The following is a 6,631-nucleotide window of genomic DNA, read 5'->3' as shown; positions in this document are numbered from 1 at the left end:
CTTTGAATTGTTCTTACTGTTACATAAGCCTTTTCTGCTAAATTTTCTTGAGTTGACGATTTTAGGACGCCCAGCTCAGCTGGATCGAGGATCAGGTCGGCGACCGGCCGTACGGCGTCGACCTGATCGTGCCCGGCAAGTTCGCCGGCAGCGACTCCGACGACCTGATCGCCGGCCTGCGCGCGCAGATCCCGGCCGAGCACTTCGCGTTCGTCGACGACCTGCTGGCCCGCTACGACGTCCCGGTGCTGGAGCACGTCGAGGACCGCGACGAGATCGCCGCCGCGATCAACCCGCGCGGCGCGATGGCCCTGCTCGAGGTGGCGTTCCAGCACCGCATCGCGCTGATCGCCAACGCCCTGGGCACGCCGCCGCCCGAGCTGGTCACTCGCAGCAAGGCCGCCGGTGTGGTGGTCGCCTCGCTGGTCGGGCAGGCGAAACACGCACACCGTCAGCTGGAGGCCGGCGTCGACCTGCTGATCGCGCAGGGCACCGAGGCGGGCGGCCACACCGGCAGCATCGCGACCATGGTGCTCACCCCGGAGATCGTCGACATCGCCGGCGCGCGTCCGGTGCTGGCCGCGGGCGGCATCGCGGACGGCCGCCAGATGGCCGCGGCCCTGGCCCTGGGCGCGGCCGGGGTGTGGTGCGGCTCGGTGTGGCTGTCCAGCGCCGAGGACGTCGCGGTGCAGGCGGTGAAGTCCAAGTTCCTGGCCGCGGGCAGCGGTGACACGCTGCGCTCGCGTAGCCGCACGGGCAAGCCGGCCCGGCAGCTGCGCACCGCCTGGCACGACGAGTGGGAGGCGGCGGGAAGCCCCGCCACGCTCCCCATGCCGTTGCAGTCGATGCTGGTCAACGAGGCGTGGCAGCGCATCGACGCGGCGGCGCAGGCCGGTCACGAGGGCGCCCTGGAGCTCGAGTCGTTCTTCGTCGGTCAGGTGGTCGGATCCTTCGAGGGCATCCGGCCGGCGGGGGAGATCACGCGGCAGATGGCCGCCGACTGCGCACGGACCATCGCCGGGCTCGCCGAGAAGGCTCGTGCGTAGGCGGACGCCGGTCATCGTCGGCGTCGGCGAGGTCTCGGAGCGCCTGGACGGGCCGGGCTACCGGCGCCGGTCCCCGGTCGACCTGGCCGCCGACGCCGCGCGCGAGGCGCTCGTGGACACCGGGCTGCCGGCCGGCATCCTCGCCGCGGTCATCGACACGGTCGCCGGGGTGCCGCAGTTCGAGATCAGCATCCCGGGCGCGACCGCGCCGCTGGGACGGTCCGGCAACTATCCGCGGTCGGTGGCCGCCCGGATCGGGGCGCGCCCGCGCCGGGCGATCCTCGCGGCCCCCGGCGGGCAGGGCCCTCAGCAACTGGTCAACGAACTCGCCGCGACGATCGCGGCCGGCGACGCCGAGGTGGTGCTGCTCTTCGGCGGCGAGGCGATGTCCACGGCCGCGCGGTACGCCGGCGCCGAGGACCGGCCCGACTGGACCGAACACGCCGACGGCGACCTCGAGGAGCGCGGATCCGACCTGCGCGGGGTACGCACACCGCACCTGACCGCGCACGGCATGGTCGGCGCCCCGGTCCAGTACGCCATGATCGACAACGCCCGCCGGGCCCGCCTGGGTCTGAGCCGCGCCGAGTACGCGGCGGAGATCGGCCGGCTGTTCGCGCCGTTCACCCGGGTCGCGGCGGCCCACCCGCACGCCGCCGCGCCGGTCGAGCGCACCGCCGCCGAGCTGACCGTCCCGACCGCCGCGAACCGGCCGATCGCCGACCCGTACACGCGCTACGTCGTGGCGCGGGAGAAGGTGAACCAGGGCGCCGCCGTGCTGCTCATGTCGGCGCACGCGGCCGGCCGGTTCGGGATTCCGCCGGCCCGGCAGGTCCTCCTGGCCGGTCACGCCGACCTGCGCGAGCGGGAGCTGCTGGAGCGCGCCGACCTGTCCACGAGCCCGGCCGCCGCGATGGCCGTCCGGCACGCCCTCGAGATGGCCGGCGCCGGGATCGGCGACCTCGCCACGCTCGACCTGTACAGCTGCTTCCCGGCGCCGGTGTTCGCCATCGCGGACGCATTCGGCCTGTCGCCGGACGATCCGCGCGGGCTCACCGTGACCGGCGGGCTGCCGTTCTTCGGCGGGCCGGGCAACAACTACTCGATGCACGCCATCGCCGAGACCGTGCGCCGGGCCCGCCGGGCGCCCGGCAGCTTCGGCCTGGTGGGCGCGAACGGCGGCGTCATGAGCGCGTACTCGGCCGGCGTCTACACCACGATCCAGCGTGACTGGGTGCCGGACGGCAGCGGGAAGCTGCAGTCCGAGGTGGACTCGTGGCCGGCGCCGGGCCACGCGGTCGAGGCGTCCGGCGCGGCGACCGTCCAGACGTACACGGTGAAGCACGACCGCGACGGCACGCGGACCGGCATCGTGATCGGCCGCCTGACCGCCGACGGCCGCCGCTTCGTCGCGAACGCCGATCCCGACGTCCTGTCGACCGGCGAGCCGATCGGCGCACCGGTGCGCGTACGGTCCGAGGGCGGCGTCAACCGCCTGGAGTGGTAGCCCAGAAGGGCATCCGACCCTCGGATGGCCCGCTGTGCTACCACTTTTCGCTTGCGACCGCCGGCTAGTTGTCCCAGACGCCGGAGTGTCTGGTCTCCTTCGGGACCGGGCGGCTCGCCTCCCAGGTGCGGCGCCATGAGCCGGTCGGCACCACGTCGCCGGCGGAGCCGTCGGCGGTGATCTCCCGGGGCCCCGACGGCAGGGCCAGCTCGCCCTTCGCCTGGGCGCGCAGCGAGCCGTACCAGCCCAGCTCGTCCTCCGCCCACAGCCGGGCCATCGCCTGGATCATCCGCTGGTGCAGGGCCCGCGCGCCCTCGTTCTCCTCGGGGAACAGCGGCCGGCCGTATCGGACGATGACGCGCTGCCGGCCCGGCATCGGCCAGTTGCGGGCGCGCGGCATCGCGGCGTACGTGCCGCGCAGGATCACCGGCACCATCGGCACCTGGCGCTGGACGCAGAGGTGCGCCGGCCCGAGCCGCACCTGGCCCATCCAGCCGTCCTCGCTGCGCGTGCCCTCCGGGAAGAGCAGCAGGTTCCAGCCCCGCCCCAGCAACTGCGGCGCGAGGCTGCGGCGCCGGTCGGAGCCGCGGCGCTCGATCGGGAACGCGTTGAAGATGAGCGTGGTGATGATCGCCCGCCACTTGGCGTCGAAGAAGTAGTCCGCCGCCGCGCCGACCGCCAGCCGCTGCCGCAACCGGGTGGGCACCGAGCCGATGATCAGCGGCGCGTCGAGATGGCTGCTGTGGTTGGCCACGAAGACCACCGGGCCCTGCAGGTGCTCGATGTGGTCCAGGCCCTCGATGCGCGGGCTCGTCTGGGTCCACACGACCGGCTTGAGCAGCCCGGTCTGTAACACCTTGCGGGCGGCCCGTGCGGTCGGCGTACGCGCCCACGCCGTCTCGAACCCGGTGCGCCGCACCGGGTCGGCGTGCACCAGCGCCGAGCGCGGGGTCCGCGCCCTGCCCTGCGCGTCGCGCGACTGGCGGACCATCCGCAGGTCGTCCAGGAACCCGCCGAGCAGGCGCCGCTTCATCGCACGTCCGCCATCGCGACCGGTGGCGTGTGGTGGTACGTGATCGTCGGGCTCCCGCCGACCCGCTCGCGCGCCATCTCCAGCGCATCCTCCAGAGAGGACGCCGACCGGAAGCCCATCCGCGCGGTGGTCTTGCGGTCGCCGCCGACGAAGATGACGTCACCCAGGTGCTCCAGCGCGTGCGCGCCCCAGTACCACATGTAGAGCGGGTGCACGCCGTGGTAGGCGTAACTGTTGCGGTACAGGTGGATGTACCACGGGTCGGTGGCGAACTGCTCCTCGAACTTCGTCTCGATGGCCACCGGGTCGGTGGTCTCGGCGAGCACCTCCTCGAAGAAGTCGATGTAGCTGGGGTGGTGCACCGACTGGAACTCGTTGCGCACCGGGTGGTAGAAGATCCCCACGCCGCCCGGCCGGACGATCGGCTGGTTCTGGTACATGTTGAAGAAGTATCCGAGGCCCAGGCTCATCACCAGGATCGGGTTCATGATCGAGTTGACGTTGTAGGGGCAGATGTACGGCAGCCCCCAGATGCCGATGTCGGACGGCCCGTTCACCTCGGTCAGCTGCTGGCGCAGCACGTTCTTCAGGGTGATCGGGTGCACCTCCTCCGGCGCGCCCGCGGTCACCGACGTGATGCCGTACGGCGCGGCGGTGCGGTGCCAGATCTGCCGGCGGCGGGCCGGTGGCACGAGCTCGTTGGCCCGGCGTACGGCCAGAAACGACGCCTGGTCCTTGAGGTTCCACTCCCATTCCCGCTTGTTAAGGAAGTCCATCTGCTTGGGGAACAGGCTGTTGTTGACCGTCGTCTCGATCTGGAAGATGTTGACGTTCTCCTCCACGAGGAGCGCGGCCATCCGGTTGTAGGAGTGGTGCATCGCCGAGTTCGGCGGGTCGTTGAAGGACTTCGAGTGCCGCAGGGTGTGCACGTTGTGGTGGTTCTTCAGGCTGCGGTACGAGGCGAGACCGACCGACACCGACTTCGGGCCGCCGCTCATCGGCGTCAGCGTGATGTTCACGTACACGATGAGGTCGCTCTCCGCCGCACGGCGGTTGATCTCCACCACCTCGCCGTGCTTCGTGTGGCCGATCTCGGTGAGGTTGGCCTTGTCCTCGGCGTCGTGGTTCTTCAGGTGGTCGGGGAAGAACGACCGGTAGACCCGCTCGCCGACGGTCCGCTTCAGCTCGGCCGGGGTCATCCGGCGGTGCAGCGCGTTGCCGGCGATCAGCTCGACGTCGTCGACGCCCGCGGAAGCGGCCAGCTCCAGCACCTGCTCGATGATCCGCTGGCGCACGTCCGGGGTCTGCATCGGCGGCAGCGGCAGCGACAGGTCGTCGAAGACGATGGTCAGCCGCATCCCGGCGAACAGCAGCTCGCGCAGCGGCGGCCGGCCCACCGGGGCGTCCAGCGCCCGCCGGATCTCGGCGTCCACGTCGCGGAAGCCGGGCAGCGACTCCGGCGGATAGATCACGCGGCTGCCCAGCGGCAGCTTCTCCAGACGGAAGCCCTCACCCTCGTGCATCAGCAGCGCGGGCGTACGCTCGTCCACCTCCAGCACGAAACCGGGCCGGCTCATCGAACTCCCTCTTCATCAATCATCGTGGTCGTCATCAGTCATGCCTCGGATCGAAGACGACCTTCGTCGAACCCAGCGATCCCGCCGATGTCGCGTGCTGGACCGCCTCCGACCACCGGTGCAGCGGGTACACCGCATCGACGTAACCACCCAGCGGCGCCGACCCGGCGAGCCCGATGGCGTCCGGGAAGTCTCCGCTGCCCGACGCGTATCCACCCACGACGGTCAGCTCACGGAACCACACCGGGGTGAGATCGGCACCGGCGTTCGGCATGCCGGCCATCACCACCGTGCCGCCCGCCCGGACCGCGCAGGTGGCCAGCGTCATGCCCGAGCCGGACGTGCAGTCGAACGCCACGTCCGCGCCGCCCAGCAGGAACTCCTCGCCGCGCTCCGGCTTGACCACGAAGCCGCCGGTCTTGCGGCGCAGCGCCCGCAACGCCCGCTCCGACTCGATCACCTCGGTGGCGCCCAGCTCCCGCGCCCGGTCGCGCTGCCGCGGGTACTTGCCGATGACCACGATCGGGCCGGCCTGGGTGAACTCCCGCAGCGCCAGCACGGTGAGCAGCCCGACGGTGCCCACGCCGACCACCAGCACGGTGGCGTCGGCCGGCACGTTCGCGCGGCGGACCGCGTGGATCGCGCAGGCCAGCGGCTCGACCAGCACCGCCCGGGTCTCGTCCAGGTCGTCCGGCACCGCGTGCAGCTGCGAGCGGTGGGCGACGAACTGCCGGCTCCAGCCGCCGCCGGTGTCGGTGCAGAAGCCGGTCTGGATGCCGGGCTCGAGACCGCCGGTGGTGATGTTGTCGCAGCGGCTGTGCTGCCCGACCGCGCACCATCGGCATTCCGGCAGGCCGCGCGGCGCACAGCCGAGCACCGGGTCGATGACGATGCGGGTGCCGGCCGGCAGGTCGTCAAGATCGTCGAGGGTCTCGCCGACCACCTCGTGGCCGGGCACGAACGGGAACGACACCAGCGGCGACAGGTAGGGCGAGTTGCGCCCGGTCAGCAGGCTCAGGTCGGAGCCGCAGATGCCGGAGAGATGGGTACGCACGCGGGTCCAACCCGCGCCGGGCAGCGGCGGCGCCTTGCGGTCGGCCAGCCGCAGCGGCGCGAGGTTGGACGCGACGGTGCCCGACATGCGGCCGCCGAGCTTGGTGCCGGTGACCACCCGGCCGGCGAAGTACCGGCCGGGGGAGCGGTGGTATTCCAGAGCCGTGTTCACCAGTCCACCGTCTCCATCAGCGTGTCGACCGCGCCCATGGTGTGCGCCGACCAGTCGGCCAGCGCCCACCGCTTGCTCCGGGCGTGCCGGTAGAGGCGCGGGTCGGGGTTGACCGCGACCGGGTTGCCGACCGCCTCGAGCAGCGGGCGGTCGGAGTACGAGTCGCCGTACGCGAACGACGCCGGCAGGTCCACGCCGGCCGACTCCGCATAATGCGCCAGCCCCGCCGCGCGGGCCTCGCCG

5 protein-coding genes and 1 pseudogene are annotated in these 6,631 nt (G+C 72.0%); 2 read left to right on the top strand and 4 right to left on the bottom strand.

From position 1 onward, the window contains the following. The first annotated feature begins 128 nt into the window (after positions 1-128). Together AB0M20_RS20560 and AB0M20_RS20555 are read left to right on the top strand one after the other, a co-directional pair. Complete coding sequence (locus AB0M20_RS20560) at positions 129-1,046, top strand: nitronate monooxygenase (RefSeq protein ID WP_364300350.1); 918 nt, start codon at positions 129-131, stop codon at positions 1,044-1,046. Next, the gene (locus AB0M20_RS20555; protein WP_364300348.1) at positions 1,039-2,553 is read left to right on the top strand and encodes an acetyl-CoA acetyltransferase; all 1,515 of its coding nucleotides are present in this window, start codon (positions 1,039-1,041) and stop codon (positions 2,551-2,553) included. Before AB0M20_RS20560 ends, AB0M20_RS20555 begins: the two co-directional genes overlap by 8 nt. A 64-nt stretch (positions 2,554-2,617) precedes the next feature. On the opposite strand, the gene AB0M20_RS20550 is transcribed toward AB0M20_RS20555, so the two are convergent. From AB0M20_RS20550 to AB0M20_RS20535, 4 genes and pseudogenes are all read right to left on the bottom strand, one after another. After that, on the bottom strand, positions 2,618-3,586 hold the full coding sequence (locus AB0M20_RS20550) for a lysophospholipid acyltransferase family protein (protein ID WP_364300346.1): 969 nt from the start codon (positions 3,584-3,586) through the stop codon (positions 2,618-2,620). Beyond that, complete coding sequence (locus AB0M20_RS20545) at positions 3,583-5,163, bottom strand: lactate racemase domain-containing protein (protein ID WP_364300344.1); 1,581 nt, start codon at positions 5,161-5,163, stop codon at positions 3,583-3,585. The genes AB0M20_RS20550 and AB0M20_RS20545 overlap by 4 nt, the downstream gene beginning before the upstream one ends. Positions 5,164-5,197: 34 nt before the next feature. After that, a complete protein-coding gene (locus AB0M20_RS20540) occupies positions 5,198-6,388 on the bottom strand; it encodes a zinc-binding dehydrogenase (protein WP_364300342.1) in 1,191 nt (396 codons plus the stop codon). Further along, positions 6,385-6,631, bottom strand: a pseudogene (locus AB0M20_RS20535) (hypothetical protein); the annotation flags it as partial. The pseudogene AB0M20_RS20535 and the gene AB0M20_RS20540, both read right to left, overlap by 4 nt.

The organism is Actinoplanes sp. NPDC051633 (genome assembly GCF_040681735.1).
Taxonomy (GTDB): Bacteria; Actinomycetota; Actinomycetes; order Mycobacteriales; family Micromonosporaceae; genus Actinoplanes.
Note: the sequence above shows the minus strand (reverse complement) of the source record. Positions and strands in the feature narration are given on the sequence as shown.

Coding starts and splice junctions, on each gene's coding strand:
- AB0M20_RS20545 (WP_364300344.1), bottom strand. CDS start 5,163: ATGAGCCGGCCCGGTTTCGTGCTGGAGGTGGACGAGCGTACGCCCGCG.
- AB0M20_RS20550 (WP_364300346.1), bottom strand. CDS start 3,586: ATGAAGCGGCGCCTGCTCGGCGGGTTCCTGGACGACCTGCGGATGGTC.